The sequence below is a fragment of the Streptomyces sp. NPDC006259 genome (genome assembly GCF_042870975.1).
In the GTDB taxonomy this organism is placed as follows: domain Bacteria; phylum Actinomycetota; class Actinomycetes; order Streptomycetales; family Streptomycetaceae; genus Streptomyces.
This window is the reverse complement of record NZ_JBIAHY010000006.1, coordinates 700,131-715,086: the sequence shown is the minus strand read 5'-3', so window position 1 is coordinate 715,086 and position 14,956 is coordinate 700,131. Positions and strand designations below refer to the sequence as shown.

Here is a 14,956-nt window from a genome sequence, read left to right as displayed (position 1 = left end):
GGTTCCGATTTCCTCGGTGCTTTCCAGGTTCCCGCTTTTGTTTCGCGGTTTCCTTTCCGGCGGTTCCGACTCTATCAGATCCTTTCGGCGCTGATTCCCCGTCAGAGGGGGTTTGCCTTCCCGGCCGTAGGGCCGTTCCGACGTCTCAAACCCTAGCCGATCCGCCCCGGCGAGCGCTAATCGAGCCGCCGAGCCCCAATCGAATTGAATTCGGGCGCGCCGAAATACAACCCCGCTGGGAGATCATGCTGTGGTTTGTGTGCCGCTACTGCGGCGGAGGTGGAGTCGAAGAACCGTTACGGCTCCCCGGCAACCCGAAGAACCTTACGGATGCTGGAGGGGGCTGTCAAGTAGCCCCTGTCAAGATCTTTTAGTCCAGGTCCGTGAGTCGTCCGCCGGCGTCCGGCTGAGCGTGCTCGACCCTGCGGAGCAGCCTGGTGAGGACGTCGCCGAGGGCCGTGCGGTCGTCGGCGGAGAGGTCCTGGAGCAGCTCCTCCTCGAAGACCGTCGCCAGGCGCATCGCCTCGAGCCACTTCTCCCTGCCCTCGGTCGTCAGCTCCACGATCACCCGGACCCGGTTGCTCTCGTCCCGCTTCCGGGTCGCCAGACCTTCCGCCACCATGCGGTCGATCCGGTGGGTCATCGCGGCCGGCGTCAGACCCAGGCGCTTGGCCAGGTCGCTGGGGCCCATGCGGTAGGGGGCGCCGGAGAGGACGAGGGCCTTGAGGACCTCCCAGTCGGCGTTGCTGATGCCGAGCGCCGCTGTCTGGCGGCCGTAGGCGACGTTCATGCGGCGGTTCAGGCGGGAGAGCGCCGAGACGATCTGCTCGACCTGAGGGTCGAGGTCCTGGAACTCGCGCTGGTAGGCGGCGATCTGCTCTTCGAGGGTCGGCTCGCCGCCGATGCCCGTACTGCCGGGGGTGTCACCCATGGGCGTCAGTATCGCACGCGGCTCGTTGGTGTTGAAGTCCTTCGGGGTGTACTGTTTAGCTTCGAAATTTACCTTCGAAGTCTTTGGTTGTAAGACCTGAGACTCATCAGCTTTCTGAGAGAGGTGAACGTGACCAGGGCCATGGGCGCAGCGATGCGCCGGATCCACGTGGGCAACGCACTCAGCGCGTTCGGGCTCGGCTTCACCGTCCCCTACCTGTACGTCTATGTGGCGCAGGTGCGGGGGCTCGGTGCCATGACGGCGGGGCTCGTCCTCGCCGTGTTCGCCGTCGCCGCGCTGATCGTGCTGCCGTTCGCCGGTCGGGCGATCGTGCGGCGCGGCCCGTTGCCGGTGCTGATCGCCGCCCTGATCACCGCCGCGCTCGGCGCGCTGAGCCTGGGGCTCGCCGGCGATGCCGGCGCCGTACTGGCCGCGGCCGCCGCGCTGGGGGCCGGGCAGGCCGTGATGCAGCCGGCGCTCGCCACGATGATCGTGGACTGCTCCACCTCGGAGACGCGGTCACGGGCCTTCGCGACGCAGTTCTTCCTCCAGAATCTGGGGCTCGGGGTCGGCGGGCTCATCGGCGGGCACCTCGTCGACACCACACGCGTGTCGTCGTTCACGCTGCTGTTCGCGATCGAGGCGGCGATGTTCCTGCTGCTGGTCGCGGTCCTGGCGGGCGTGCGGATGCCGCACTCACCGCGGGTGGAGGACGCTCCGCGAGGGGCGGCCAAGGGCGGCTGGAGGCAGTTGCTCGGCAACCGGGCCATGGTCCAGCTGTCCGTGCTGGGTTTCGTGCTGTTCTTCGCCTGCTACGGACAGTTCGAGTCGGGGCTCAGTGCGTACGGCGTGGAGGCCGCGGGCATCTCGACGTCCGCCCTCGGGACCGCTCTCGCCGCCAACACCGCCGTGATCGTCGTCGCGCAGTTCGCGGTGCTGAGGTTCGTCGAGCGGCAGAAGCGGTCGCGGGTGATCGCGGCCGTGGGGTTGATCTGGGCCGTGGCGTGGGCGGTGGCCGGATACGCGGGGCTCGGGAACGGCAGCCAGGAGATGGCGACGGCGGCCTTCGTGTCGACGTACGCCCTGTTCGGGCTGGGCGAGGCGATGCTGTCGCCGACGGTCGCGCCGCTGGTGGCCGATCTTGCGCCGGCCGGGCTCGCCGGGCAGTACAACTCGGCGTTCGCACTGGTCAAGCAGCTGGCGTTGGCGGTCGGGCCGGCCGTCGGCGGACCGATGGGGGCTTCGCTGCACGCGCCGTACGTCGTGACGTTCCTGGTGTTCTCGTTGGGGATCACGGTGCTCGCGCTGCGGCTGGGACGGCAGCTCACCGTCGTGCAGGATCAGCCGTGGGTGGCGCGCAAGCGGGTGGTGGCCCGGGGCGGGGCCGCTGTGGAGCCGGTGGCCGCGGAGGCGTGAGGTCGTGAGGTTCGGCTGGAGGCGGCCGTCGTCGGGAGGCGACGGCCGCCTCTTTCGTGCCGTCGGCGGGTGGGGCGTCAGCGGTGGGCCGTCACCAGGGTCGCGGTGAAGGGGAAGGCCGTGGTGTCGGCGGGGAGGGCGGCGCGGACGGTGTCGGCGGCTCGGGTGAGGGCCTCCTCGCCCCCGGTCTCGGTGAGCGTCCGCCCCCAGGGGATCGCGGAGAGGTGGCCGGGGACGTAGTCCTGGAGTGGGGGCAGGGTGATGGTGAAGGTGAGGTCGTGCCGGGTCGGCCGGCGGAGGCCCGCGCCGTCCATGGCCGTGGCGAGGCGGTCGGCGGCGTGGAAGGCTTCCTGGAAGTCCGCTGCCGTGTCCGGGCCGCAGTAGCGCCGCACCGCCCGGTGCTGGGCGGCGAAGTAGGGGGACGCTTCGAGGTCCGACCAGACGGTGGCGGCGAAGCGGCCGCCGGGGCGCAGGACGCGGGCCGCCTCCCGCAGGGCCGCGTCGAGGTCGGGGAAGAACTGGGCGCCCTGCTGGCAGAGGACGACGTCGAAGGTCGCGTCCGGGTAGGGGAGGTCGTCGGCGGGGGCGGCGGTGAACTCGATGTCCGGATAGAGGCGCGGGTGTCGGTCCACGGCGACCTCGAGCCTGGCCTCGTCGATGTCGGTGCCGGCGACACGGCCGGTGGGGCCGACCTGTGCCGCGGCGGCGCGGGCCGCGAAGCCGGTGCCGCACGCGAGGTCGAGGACGGTGGCGCCGGGGTAGAGGTCCCCGGCGTCCACGAGTGCGGTCACGAAGGGCGCCATGAGGGGCGCGACGTAGTGTTCGTAGCGCTCGGGGGCGCTTCCCTTGAGGTGAAAGCCCGTTGCGTCTGCCATGGGGAGCTACTAGCACCGGGCGGCGTGTTCGCCTAGGTGGCGCGCGTCAGGGAATGGGTGTTCGGGCTGCTTTCAGTCGGCGGACCTGGGCAGGAGGAACTCGCACCAGACAGCCTTTCCGCCGCCCGGGGTGCGTCTGCTGCCCCAGCTGGAGGCGATCGTGGCGACGATGGCGATGCCCCGGCCGGACTCGTCGGCGGGCTCCGCGCGGCGGCGCCGCGGCAGATGGTCGTCGCCGTCGGTGACCTCGATGATCAGGCGGCGGTCGGTGCGCCGCAGGCGCAGGCGCATGGGCGGGATGCCGTGCTGGAGGGAGTTGGCGACGAGTTCGCTGGCGGCGAGGACACCCAGGTCGTGCAGCTCGGTGGGGAAGCGCCAGCTGGTGAGGACGCCGGAGGCGAAGGCACGCGCGCGTGGGGCCGCCTCGACGCCGCCGAGCAGTTCGAGCGCGGCGTTGCGGAACAGCTCGCCGTCGGGACCGGTGCGGGCGGGGTGCTGGAGGACCAGGACGGCCACGTCGTCGTCGTGGTCGGCGGTGACGCCCGCCGAACGGACCAGGCGGTCGCAGACCACCTGGGGGGTGCCGGTGGCTCCGGCCAGGGCGCGCTCCAGGGCGGCGATGCCCTCGTCGAGGTCCTCGTTGCGCCGTTCGACCAGGCCGTCGGTGTAGAGGACGGCGGTGGCGCCGGGGCCGAGGGGGATCGAGCCGGAGGCGTGCATCCAGCCGCCGGTGCCGAGCGGGGGACCGGTGGGTTCGTCGGCGCGCAGGACGGTGCCGCTCTCGTCGCGGACCAGGATCGGCAGGTGGCCGGCGGAGGCGTACACCAGCCGTCCCTCGTTGGGGTCGTGGATGGCGTACACGCAGGTGGCGATCTGGTTGGCGTCGATCTCCATGGCGAGACCGTCGAGGAGCTGGAGGATCTCGTGCGGCGGGAGGTCGAGGCGGGCGTAGGCGCGGACCGCGGTGCGGAGCTGGCCCATGACGGCCGCCGCGCGGACGCCGCGGCCCATGACGTCGCCGATGACGAGGGCGGTGCGGCCACCGCCGAGGGTGATGACGTCGTACCAGTCGCCGCCGACGGCCGCCTCGGTGCCGCCGGGGTGGTAGGTGGCGGCGATGCGCAGGTCGTCGGGTTCCTCAAGCTCCTGGGGGAGCAGGGAGCGCTGGAGGGTGACGGCGGTCTCCCGCTGGCGGCGCTCGCTGGCTCTCAGGCGTTCGGCGGCTTCCGCGTGGTCGGTGACGTCGGTGGCGAACACCAGGACCGCGCCCTCGCCGTGGTTCTCCGGGACCGGGGTGCAGGTGAACGTGTAGGAGTGGCCGTCGGGTGCCTTGCGGGACTTCAGGGTGCGGGGCTTGCCGCTGCGCTGGGCCTGTTCGAGGAGCGGCATCAGGCCCAGTTCGCGCAGCTCGGGGAGGGCCTCGGCGGCCGGTAGGCCGATGGGCCGTGCGCCGAAGGCGGCCTTGTAGGCGTCGTTGACGTAGGCGAGGCGGTGGTCGGGGCCGTGCACGAGGGCCACGAGGGCCGGGACGCGGTCGAGGACCTCACGGGCCGGGAGTTCGTCGACCGCGGGCATCGGGGGCGGGTCGTCGTCGGTGGGTCGCTCGGCGCGCGCGGCGGGTACGGAGCCCTCGCTCCGCCGGTCCGTGGCGGTGACCGGGTGGTCGGCTCGCGCGGCGGCGCGGCGCTGCGTTCCGGGGAGCCGGGCGCTCCAGCGCGTGAAGTTCACGAATCCTTGCCTCGTGTAGTCGTCGACGGCCGGCTCCGGGCCCGGCCTGGTCTCCGGGGGCCGCGCGGCGGTGGCCGCACATTGTTGCAGCACCCGGGGGGTGGAGCACGGGGGAACAGCCTCGTGGGTTCGGCGGGGGCGGGTGGGGGCCCGCCGGGGGCTCGGGAGGGGCGATGAGCAGGGAGCAGTCTGGCAGTGCGGCCGCCGTCAAGGCCGGCATTCGTCAGACGTGGGGGCGGTCGGTGGAGTTCCTGACTCGCGTCAGGACGACCCCTTCGGGTCGCCGGAGGACTCGTCAGAAGGCTTTCCACCGGCAGCGAGTTCGAACTCCGCGCGGGGATGTTCGAGGGATCCCAGCGAGACGATCTCCCGTTTGAAGAGGCCCGACAGCGTCCATTCCGCGAGGACGCGCGCCTTGCGGTTGAAGGTGGGGACGCGGCTGAGGTGGTAGGCGCGGTGCATGAACCAGGCCGGATAGCCCTTCAGCTTGCGCCCGTAGACGTGCGCCACGCCCTTGTGCAGCCCGAGGGAGGCGACCGAGCCGACGTACTTGTGCTCGTACGCCTTCAGGGGCTCGCCGCGCAGGGAGCGCACGATGTTGTCGCCGAGGAGTTTGGCCTGCCGTACGGCGTGCTGGGCGTTCGGGGCGGTGTCCGTGCCGGGCCGGTCGGCGGTGACGTCGGGGACCGCGGCGGCGTCTCCGGCCGCCCACGCGTGCGTGACGCCCTCGATGGTCAGCTCGGGGGTGCACCTGAGGCGGCCGCGCTCGGTGAGGGGCAGGTCGCTGGCGGCGAGTACGGGGTGGGGTTTGACGCCTGCGGTCCACACGACCGTACGGGTCGGGAAGCGGGCGCCGTCGCTGAGTACGGCGACCCGGTCCGCGCACGACTCCAGGCGGGTGCCGAGGCGGACGTCGATGTTGCGGCGGCGCAGCTCGCTGACGGTGTAGCGGCCCATGTCCTCGCCGACCTCCGGGAGGATCCGGTCGGAGGCCTCGACGAGGATCCACTTGAGGTCCTCGGGGGTGACGTTGTGGTAGTAGCGCGTGGTGTAGCGGGCCATGTCCTCCAGCTCGCCGAGCGCCTCCACGCCGGCGAAGCCGCCGCCGACGAAGACGAAGGTGAGGGCCGCGTCGCGGATCGCGGGGTCGCGGGTGGAGGAGGCGATGTCCATCTGTTCGATGACGTGGTTGCGCAGGCCGATGGCCTCTTCCACGGTCTTGAAGCCGATGGCGTAGTCGGCGAGGCCCGGGATGGGCAGGGTGCGGGAGACCGAGCCGGGCGCGAGGACCAGTTCGTCGTAGGTCAGCCGCCGTGGGCCGGTGCCCTCCTCGTCGGTGGCGAGGGTGGTCAGGGTGGCGGTGCGCCGGGCGTGGTCGATGGCGGTGACCTCGCCGACGACGACCCGGCAGTGCGGCAGGACGCGGCGCAGCGGGACGACGACGTGCCGGGGGGAGACGGCGCCCGCGGCCGCCTCGGGCAGGAACGGCTGGTACGTCATGTACGGGTCGGGAGTGACGACCGTGATCTCGGCCTCGCCCCGGCCGAGTTCCTGTTTCAGCTGCCGCTGCAACCGCAGGGCCGTGTACATCCCGACGTAGCCACCACCGACAACGAGAATGCGCGCACGTTCCTTCACCATCCCATGACGCACCCGGCGCCGGAGTTTGTCCACAGCCCCGACAATTTGTGTGACCGCGGACCGGGCGGGAGGCGGGACGGCCCGAACGCCGTCGCGGACGGCAAATACGCAGGTCAGCGAGGGTGCGACGGGATACGGCACGGGGCATTATCGGGACGTATGCTGCCCGTACGCCGATCGGGGGGCGCCCCGTGCGGAACCTGCCCCTTCTGAATTGACTCCCACTCAACTATGTTCGTGTGTCGACGGGGTGCAGGGGGAAGCACTCGTCGGATCCGCGAGGTGCCGCTGTCCCAGGGCCTCACCGCGGGTCCGGTTCTGTTGTCCCCTGTTCCATGCGTCCCGCGCTTTCTACGGCGGGGAGAGTCTCCGGGGGGAGACGTCATTACCGGGGGAACATTCATGCATATTCAGGACATGCATTGGTCGTCCGCGTCCACACTCGGACCGGGCGGCATCGTAGGCGCGGCGGCGGGCAACGGACGCGGGAACACCTCGCGGACCACGCCGCTGCGCGTGGACGCACAGCGCAATCTGGAGCACGTACTGCGTGCGGCGCGCGAGGTCTTCGGCGAGCTGGGGTACGGCGCGCCGATGGAGGACGTGGCGCGGCGCGCCCGGGTAGGTGTCGGTACGGTCTACCGGCGCTTCCCTAGCAAGGACGTCCTGGTGCGGCGGATAGCCGAGGAGGAGACCTCCCGGCTGACCGACCAGGCACGGACGGCGCTGGGCCAGGAGGACGAGCCGTGGTCGGCGCTGTCGCGCTTCCTGCGCACGTCGGTGGCCTCCGGCGCCGGGCGGCTGCTGCCGCCGCAGGTGCTGCGGGTCGGCGTCGCCGAGGACGGTACGGAAGGTCCCGCCGTCGAGCAGGCACGTGTTCCGCAGCAGCGGAGCCAGTCCGGCGGCAACGAACTGCGACTGCTCGCCGACGAGGACGTGCAGGCCGTCGTGGACGACACCGGGGCGGCGGCCCTGCTCGAAGTCGTGGGTCAGCTCGTGGACCGGGCTCGGGCGGCGGGCGAGTTGCGGCCGGACGTCTCGGTCTCGGACGTCCTGCTGGTCATCGCCACCGCGGCGCCCTCCCTGCCGGACCCGGCCCATCAGGCGGCGGCTTCGTCCCGCCTGCTGGACATCCTGCTGGAGGGCTTGCGGTCCCGGCCGGCTTCTTAGCCGGGGCGGTAGGTGCCGGGGCGGGTTCGTGGCCTCGGGCGGGAGCGTGATCAGGCGGGGCGGGATCGTGGCCCCAAGCGGGAGCGTGATCAGGCGGGGCGGGATCGTGGCCCCACGTGTGTGTTCGGGCCGGGCCGGGTCCGGTCCGGTGGACCGGGTTCGGCCGGGCCGGGCCGGGCCGCATCGAGGTCGGGTCCGGGTCCGGTGCAGCCGGACTGCACGGGGTCCGGTCCGGACGCGTCGGCCTCGATCCGGACGCGTCGGCTCCGGTCGGGCTGGACCTGGCGGACTGGACTGACCGGGTCGGGCGGTTCCGCGGGTCGGCCGGTGCCGGTTCGCGAGGGCGGTCGTCGGCCGGTTCCGTGCTGAGGGCTCGCTCGGTTCGCCGGGCGGGCCCCAGCCATGTGAGGACGGGCGGACACCGAGGCGATGGTCGGACTGGCCGCGCAGTTCGGTGCTGAGCACTTCGGTGCTGAGCACTTCGGTCCGGCGGCAGGCCGCGTCGGGCCGAACCGAACCCGGTCGGGCGGGCCGGGCCGGGAGGCCGTCAGCAGGCTGGGGGTGGTTACTCGAAATGGTGAGGTGGGCGTTCCTTGGGCGGGCCGGAGCTTCCCCGCCGTCAACGGTGGGGACTTTCCGTGCATTTCGGCGTCAGACGTCAACCAGGGCCCGTGGCCGGACAGGTGAATCTTCCCCGTCCGAGTGAATATCAGTGCCGGGCGGGAGCAGGCCCCCTCGGATGAGGGGACGGCACCTCCGACGGGGTTCTGAACAAAAGCCGATATGGCACTCTGACCCGGTGGGCGGGACTGGTTCGGCAGGCGGCGGGGGCTTTCCGCGATGAGCGTTGACGGCAGGGGCGAGTCACCGGGCGACGGTGACGCGGAGGCCGGTGGCCGCGTCTCACCGCAGGTGCCCAGCCAGGGCGGTCGCGCGGGCCTCCCCCGCGGCGGCGAGTCCGCCCCGTTCGAGGGCGGCGTCCCCGTCCAGGGCAACGTCCCCGCGCAGCGCGAGTGGCGCGGCGACAGCGTCCTGCCGCCGCTGCGGGAGATGCCCCCTGCCGATACCGACCTGATCGGCCGGATGCGCTCCGGGGACGACACGGCGTACGAGGAGCTGTACCGGCGCCACGCCGACGCCGTCCGCCGGTACGCGCGCACCTGTTGCCGGGACGCCCACACCGCCGACGACCTCACGGCAGAGGTCTTCGCCCGCATGCTCCAGGCGGTACGCCACGGCTCCGGCCCCGAGCACGCCGTACGGGCCTATCTGCTCACCTCCGTACGCCGGGTCGCCGCGGGCTGGACGCGGTCCGCGAAGCGGGAGCAACTGGTCGACGACTTCGCGGTGTTCGCCGCGCACACGTACCGCTCCTCCGAGGTGTCCGACGGCGACACCCTCGACCTCGGCGCCGACGTACGTGCCCTGCACGAGGCAGAGCAGTCCATGGCCATGCGGGCCTTCCGCTCGCTGCCGGAGCGCTGGCAGGCCGTGCTGTGGCACACCGAGGTCGAGGACGAGTCGCCGAGCGAGGTCGCCACGCTGTTCGGCCTCGACGCCAACGGCACCCGCGTGCTCGCCAGCCGCGCCCGCGAGGGCCTCAAGCAGGCCTACCTCCAGGCACACGTCAGCGCGACCCTGACCAGCGACGAGGAGTGCTCCCGCTACGCCGACCAGCTCGGCACCTACGCCCGCCGCCGGCTGCGCACCCGCGCCGAGCGGGGCCTGCGCAAGCATCTGGAGGAGTGCGCCAAGTGTCGGCTGGCCGCCCTCCAGATCGAGGAGGTCGCCGGCGGCATTCCCGCCGTCGTGCCGATCGCGGTCATCGGCTGGTTCGGTGCCGCCGGGTACGCCAAGGCCGCCGCGCTCATCGCCGGTGGGGCCGGAACCGGGGCGGCGGGCGCCGCGGGCGCGGCCGCGGCGGCCGGTGGCGGTACGGGTGGGTCGAGCACCGGTGGCGCGGCCGCCTCGGAGGGCCTGGGCGCGCCGGTGAAGGCCGGTGTCGCGGCCGGTGTCGTCGCGGTGGCGGCCGCCGTGGTGGCCCTTGCCCTGGTCGGCGACGACAGCCCTGCCGGCCAGCCCGTGGCCAAGCCCTCGGCCTCCGCGCGGGTCGACCTGCCGGAGGAGCCGGCCCCCGCGCCCACTCCCACGCCGCAGGACCCCGATCCGCTGCCCCCGGCGGTCGTCCCGGTGGCGGCGTCCACCCCTGAGCCGCTGCTCCCCACCACCGCGAAGCCGGCCCCCACACCGATGCCCACCCCGATTCCCACGCTCACGCCGACGCCCACGCCCAGGCCGATCCCGCCTCCGACGCCCCCTCCCGCGCCCACTCCCCCGCCCGCCCCGGCGGTCTACGAGCTGAGTGAGCTGTCCTTCGACATCAACGGCGACGGCACCGGGCCGGAGATCCGCCTCGGCGAGAGCAGTTGGGTGTGGCAGCGGTACGGCCTGTCCGTCGCCGACCGGGAGTACGCGCGCGGAGCGACCGTGCACGGCGACTCCTCCGTCACCATCGACCTCAACCGGACCTGCACGGCCTACGACGCCGTGGCGGGCGTCGACGACCTGACGTCGAAACTCGGCAAGGTCGTCTTCTCCGTCCACGCCGACGGGGTCCGGCTCTGGTCGTCCGGGACGGTCAGGGGCGGCGAGCCGGCCGTGCCCGTCCATGTGAACCTCGCCGGCCGGGACACCGTCACGCTGGTGGTGGAGCCCCACAACCACCTCGACACGGTGGCGTTGGCGGACTGGGCCGAGTCGAGGTTCACCTGTTCGTAGCGGTCGAGGAGCGCGAAGTGCTCGACACCGGGGCCGGGGCCGGTGCTGGGGCCGGGGCCGGGTGGGCGTGCACGGCCTCGGTGAGTTCGCGCAGGGCACCGGTCACCGTCAGGGCGGCGCCCCGGGCGCGCTCGGCCTCCTGGCGTGCGGCGCCCAGGGCCTCGCGGGCGGCCGCCTCGGCCCGCTCGGCCCGTGCGCGCTGCGGGGAGGGCCGCGGATGGGAGCCGTACAGGGTGTCTGCGGCCGCCAGCAGTCGCGTCACGCGCGGGAAGTCCCCCAACCGGGCCAGCAGGACCGCCGCGCCGTCGACGATCGCCGAGGTGACGGCCTCGGCGCAGTGGTCGGCCAGGGCTCGGCGCAGGGTGTCGGCGAGCAGCGCCAGGGCGGGTTCCGGACCTGACTCACTGGCGGTGACCTCCGCCTCGAGCATGCCCACCGCCGCGACGAACTGGGGTGGCGGTGTGCCCTCGGCCGTGGCCACCTGGGCCGCGTCGCACAGCTCCCGCGCGCGGGCGGTGTCGCCCTCGTCCACGGCGACCTGGGCCCGCAGCAGGAGCACGAACGCCCGAGCGTCGGCCACGCCGTACCGCTCGGCCGCGGTGTTCGCCTCGTCGAGCGCTGCCAGGGCGGCGGCCCGGTCGCCCGAACGGTAGGCGATCTCCGCCAGGCGGGCGATCAGGAACGGCGACTCCGCGTAGGCGCCGACCTCGTAGGCGAGCCGCAGCGCCTCGCGGTACTCCCGCTCGGCATCCGCGAACCGGCCGCGGGCCATCGCCGCCTCACCGGCCGCGCTGCACACCTGGGCCCGCATCCACCGGTCGCCGACGCGTCGGCTGAGCACCCGCAGCTCGGCCAGGTCGTCGTCCACGCCCAGCAGCCCGCCTGGGGAGTCGACGACCGCGTGCGTACGGAACATCAGGACGCAGCCCAGTTCCCATTCCCCGCCGTAGGCGCGGCAGTTGGCCACGGCCGCTTCCAGAATCTCGCGCAGGTCCTCCGCGTCCCGCAGTTGGAACGCCGTCAGCGGCCAGATCAGACCGGGCATCCGGGCCGCCTCCGGCCCACCCGGTCCGTATCTGCCGCGCAGCCGTCGCAGGTACGCGTCCTGGCGGGGGTCCACCGCCACGCCCCTGGGCTCGGACTCGGACAGCAGGAACAGGTGCAGCATCCGGAGGTTCATCCGCTGGGCGTGCCGGGGGTGGGTCTTCTCGCCGTCGGGATCGTCGAGGAAGGCGTCCAGGGGGTCGACGGCGGCCATACGGGCCGCGAGGTCGGCGGGATCGGTGGGCAGGGCGGACGCGGCAGGGCCTGCGGGCGCGGCCACGCCGGCGGGCGCGAGTGGATCGACGGCGGGCGCGAGTGGATCGGCGGACGCGGTCGGACTGACAGGGGCGGTGGGGTCGATACAGGAGGTGGCGCCTACAGGGGTGGGGGACGTGCTGAGGCCTGACGTCGCGGGTACGCCCGGGAAGGGGGTGCCGCAGGCTCCGGGGATGGTGGTGCCGCAGGTGTTCGGGGTGCCGGGCCCTGTCGCACGGTCCGGGCGTGGGACGGGGTGTCCGTCCAGGACCGCGCCCAGCCGCAGTGCGCGGTCGGTCCAGGCGGCGCCTTCGTGGCGGTAGTTGCGCAGCCACCAGAACCAGCCCACGGCGAGGCAGAGGGAGGCGGCCTCCTCCTCGTCGCCCGCGCTGATGGCGCGCTGGATCCCCACTCGGATGTTGTCCAGTTCGGTCTCCAGGCGGGAGATCCAGGGGAGTTGCTCGGCGGAGCGCAGCAAGGGGTCCGCCCGCTCGACGAGGGCGCGCACCCAGGCACGGTGCCGTCGCTCGGCCGCCGCGCGTATCTCGGGGGTCGCCGCGGCGCGCTCGGTGGCGTACTCGTGGATGGTCTCCAGCATGCGGTAGCGCATGCCGTCGCCGCCGTCCCGCGCTCCCGGGGTCGCGACGACCAGGGATTTGTCGACGAGCGCTCCGACGAGGTCGGCGACGGGGCCGGTGCACACGGTCTCCGCCGCCTCCAGGTCCCAGCCACCCGCGAAGACGGACAGCTCGCGCAGCACCGTGCGCTCCGGCTCGTCGAGCAGGTCCCAGGACCAGTCGACGACGGCCCGCAGGGTCTGCTGACGGGGCAGAGCCGTGCGGCTGCCGGAGGTGAGGAGACGGAAGCGGTCGTCGAGGCGGTCCGCGATCTGGCGGGGGGTGAGCAGCCGGAGCCGGGCGGCGGCCAGCTCGATGGCGAGAGGCAGGCCGTCCAGCCGTCGGCAGATCTCCGCCACCGCTTCCTGGTCCCGCGGAGCGACGGCCGCGTCGGGGCGGACGGTGGCCGCGCGCTCGGTGAAGAGGCGGTGCGCCTGGTCGGGGAGGAGGGGCTCGACGGGGCGGACCGACTCGCCGGGGACGCCCAGGGGTTCACGGCTGGTGGCGAGGATCGTGAGCCCTGGGCAGCGGGTGAGCAGGGTCTCGGCGAGGTCGGCGGCGGCACCGATGACATGTTCGCAGTTGTCAAGGATCAGGAGCTGGCTGCGCGGAGCGCAGTACTCCACGAGCAGGGCGACCGGGTCGTCCTGCGGGGTCGCCAGGTCGGTGGTCATCAGCACGGTCTCGCGCAGACCGAGGGCACTGACCACCGCGCCGGGCACCGCCTCCGGCCGGTCGAGCGGCGCCAGCTCGACCAGCCACGCCTGCGGGAGCCCGGCGGCGGCTTCCTCGGCGAGACGGGTCTTTCCTGAGCCGCCCGGTCCGGTGAGGGTGACGAGGCGGGCCCTGTGCAATTCGGAACGGATGGCGGCGATCTCCGGTTCCCGGCCCACGAAAGAGGTAAGCCGCGGACGGAGGTTGCCGGTGCGTTCGGGGAGTCGGAGGGGGGCGAGGGACGCGTCCGCCTCGGCCGGTGGCACCGAGCCGTCGAGCAGTTCACCGTGCAGGGCGCGCAGGGCCGGGCCGGGGTCGGTGCCGAGGTTGTCGGCGAGGGTGCGGCGGGCTGTCTCGTACGCGGCGAGGGCGTCGGCCTGGCGGCCCGTGTCGCGCAGGGCGCGGATGAGGAGCGCGTGCAGCGGTTCGTCGTAGGGGTGCGCCGTGGTCAGTTCCGTCAGGCGGGGTACGGCCTCGTCCGCGCGGCCGAGCAGCAGGTCCGCCTCCGCGCGCGTGCGGGACGCCTCCAGGCGCAGGGCCTCCGGGCGGGCGGCCGCGGGGTGGTCGGGGAGGTCGGCGAGGGCCGGGCCGCGCCACAGGGCGAGTGCCTCGTCCAGGGTGCGGACGGCCGTGGCGGGAGCGCCCTTGCGCAGGGCCTCGGTTCCTTGCCGTACGAGGCGTTCGAAGACGAACAGGTCGACGTCGTCCTCCGTCGCCGCGAGGCGGTAGCCGCCCGGGACGGACGTGACGGCGCCCCTGCCCACGGTCCGGCGGAGGCGGCCGACGAGGGCCTGGAGGGCGGCGGGAGCGTCCTGGGGCGGCGCGTCCGCCCAGACCTCGTCGATGAGGGTTTCCGGGGTGGTGGGGCGGCCCGGGCGCAGGGCGAGGGCGGTGAGGAGGGCCCGGAGGCGGGGGCCGAGGGGTACGGCGGTGCCGTGGTCGTCCGCTGTCTGGGTGACGCCCAGGATTCTGTACCGCACCGGACCATTGTCGCCGGGGTTGTGGGACGGGGCACGGGGTTTCCGGCCGGGGGCGTGGCGGACCGTCGGCCGGACGTGCCGGAGGTCGGGCTGGGGAGCTGGGCTGACGGGCCGTGCAAGTGACGACGGGGTGGGTTCCCGGGCGGGCTGAACGGACCGTGGGCGAAGTGACGCGCGTCAGCACCGGGGACCGAACAGCCGGCCGCGCAACGTGACCCACGTCCGGCCGGGGATCGAACGGCCGTTCGCGCAAGGCGGCCCGCGTCAGGCCGGGGACCGAACGGCCAACCGCACAAGGAGAACCACGTCAGCATGCGTGCACGAACGGCCGCCCGCACAAGGTGACTCACGTCAGCACGCCTGCACCGAAAGGCCGTCCGCGCAGGGAGAACCGTGTCAGCACGCGTGCACCGAACCGCCGCCCGTGTGAAGCGGGGTCGGTGCCGAGTGGGTGTGACTCGCGGGGTCCGGCACCGGCGGGAGAACCTCCCTCGCTCTCGCCTCGCTCGCGCGCGGACCCCTGTCGCCCACCAGTACCGCCCCAGACGGCACGCATGCCCGCGACCCGCGACTTCTGGCCGCAGCCAGACCCCGAGTCGGGGCAGGCGGGCGGCTGGCAGCTCGGCAGCCCCGTGAAGCCGTTCACGAGCCGCAGGATCCAACCACCGGCACCCACACCCGCACCCGATCCGCCCCCGATCCGCCCCCGATCCGCCCCCACCCGCCATCACGTGACCGCAGACGAAACGGTCGAGGACACACGCCCGCCCACCCGCACACCAGCCCGGCACGGCGCGCATCCCCGCC

The 14,956-nt window shown here is 73.3% G+C and carries 8 protein-coding genes; 3 read left to right on the top strand and 5 right to left on the bottom strand.

The genetic code is table 11. The features are described 5' to 3' along the window. Positions 1 to 370 precede the first annotated feature (370 nt). Complete coding sequence (locus ACFYO5_RS27730; protein ID WP_388713644.1) at positions 371 to 931, bottom strand: MarR family winged helix-turn-helix transcriptional regulator; 561 nt, start codon at positions 929 to 931, stop codon at positions 371 to 373. A 123-nt stretch (positions 932 to 1,054) separates the two neighbouring features. Between ACFYO5_RS27730 and ACFYO5_RS27725 the strand changes: the two genes are divergently transcribed. Next, on the top strand, positions 1,055 to 2,347 hold the full coding sequence (locus tag ACFYO5_RS27725; RefSeq protein ID WP_388713641.1) for an MFS transporter: 1,293 nt from the start codon (positions 1,055 to 1,057) through the stop codon (positions 2,345 to 2,347). A gap of 77 nt (positions 2,348 to 2,424) precedes the next feature. On the opposite strand, the gene ACFYO5_RS27720 is transcribed toward ACFYO5_RS27725, so the two are convergent. From ACFYO5_RS27720 to ACFYO5_RS27710, 3 genes are all read right to left on the bottom strand, one after another. After that, on the bottom strand, positions 2,425 to 3,222 hold the full coding sequence (locus tag ACFYO5_RS27720) for a class I SAM-dependent methyltransferase (RefSeq protein ID WP_388713638.1): 798 nt from the start codon (positions 3,220 to 3,222) through the stop codon (positions 2,425 to 2,427). A 72-nt stretch (positions 3,223 to 3,294) separates the two neighbouring features. Next, positions 3,295 to 4,950: a SpoIIE family protein phosphatase gene (locus ACFYO5_RS27715; RefSeq protein ID WP_388713634.1), complete on the bottom strand. Its 1,656-nt coding sequence runs from the start codon at positions 4,948 to 4,950 to the stop codon at positions 3,295 to 3,297. Positions 4,951 to 5,211: 261 nt separating this feature from the next. Beyond that, entirely contained in the window at positions 5,212 to 6,591 is a 1,380-nt protein-coding gene (locus ACFYO5_RS27710) for an NAD(P)/FAD-dependent oxidoreductase (protein WP_356570097.1), read from the bottom strand. A 402-nt stretch (positions 6,592 to 6,993) separates the two neighbouring features. Between ACFYO5_RS27710 and ACFYO5_RS27705 the strand changes: the two genes are divergently transcribed. Together ACFYO5_RS27705 and ACFYO5_RS27700 are read left to right on the top strand one after the other, a co-directional pair. After that, positions 6,994 to 7,761: a helix-turn-helix domain-containing protein gene (locus tag ACFYO5_RS27705; protein WP_356570098.1), complete on the top strand. Its 768-nt coding sequence runs from the start codon at positions 6,994 to 6,996 to the stop codon at positions 7,759 to 7,761. Positions 7,762 to 8,601: 840 nt separating this feature from the next. Continuing rightward, complete coding sequence (locus ACFYO5_RS27700) at positions 8,602 to 10,539, top strand: sigma-70 family RNA polymerase sigma factor (RefSeq protein ID WP_388713630.1); 1,938 nt, start codon at positions 8,602 to 8,604, stop codon at positions 10,537 to 10,539. Here ACFYO5_RS27700 and ACFYO5_RS27695 read toward each other — a convergent pair. After that, positions 10,526 to 14,149, bottom strand: coding sequence for a BTAD domain-containing putative transcriptional regulator (locus ACFYO5_RS27695; protein ID WP_388713627.1), 3,624 nt, complete (start codon positions 14,147 to 14,149; stop codon positions 10,526 to 10,528). The two genes, ACFYO5_RS27700 and ACFYO5_RS27695, sit on opposite strands and share 14 nt — an antisense overlap. Positions 14,150 to 14,956: the final 807 nt, after the last annotated feature.